Below are 595 nucleotides of genomic sequence, written 5' to 3' on the forward strand. Positions count from 1 at the left end.
ACCTGGATTCTTACATCCCGGAACCAGAACGTGCGATTGACAAGCCGTTCCTGCTGCCGATCGAAGACGTATTCTCCATCTCCGGTCGTGGTACCGTTGTTACCGGTCGTGTAGAGCGCGGTATCATCAAAGTAGGTGAAGAAGTTGAAATCGTTGGTATCAAAGACACCGCGAAATCCACCTGTACTGGCGTTGAAATGTTCCGCAAACTGCTGGACGAAGGCCGTGCTGGTGAGAACGTAGGCGTTCTGCTGCGTGGTATCAAACGTGAAGAAATCGAACGTGGTCAGGTACTGGCTAAGCCGGGTTCAATCAAGCCGCACACCAAATTCGAATCAGAAGTTTATATCCTGTCCAAAGATGAAGGCGGCCGTCATACTCCGTTCTTCAAAGGCTACCGTCCGCAGTTCTACTTCCGTACAACTGACGTGACTGGCACCATCGAACTGCCGGAAGGCGTAGAGATGGTAATGCCGGGCGACAACATCAAAATGGTTGTTACCCTGATTCACCCGATTGCGATGGACGATGGTCTGCGTTTCGCAATCCGTGAAGGCGGCCGTACCGTTGGCGCGGGCGTTGTAGCAAAAGTTCT

1 protein-coding gene is annotated in these 595 nt (G+C 52.3%); it reads left to right on the top strand.

Annotated features, from left to right (window positions below; all coding sequences use genetic code 11):
- The coding region (locus tag ABGA49_RS16100) for an EF-Tu/IF-2/RF-3 family GTPase (RefSeq protein WP_347665806.1) at positions 1 to 595 on the top strand (595 nt) is incomplete at both ends.

It is taken from the genome of Kosakonia sp. WA-90 (assembly GCF_039871955.1).
In the GTDB taxonomy this organism is placed as follows: Bacteria; Pseudomonadota; Gammaproteobacteria; order Enterobacterales; family Enterobacteriaceae; genus Kosakonia; species Kosakonia oryzendophytica.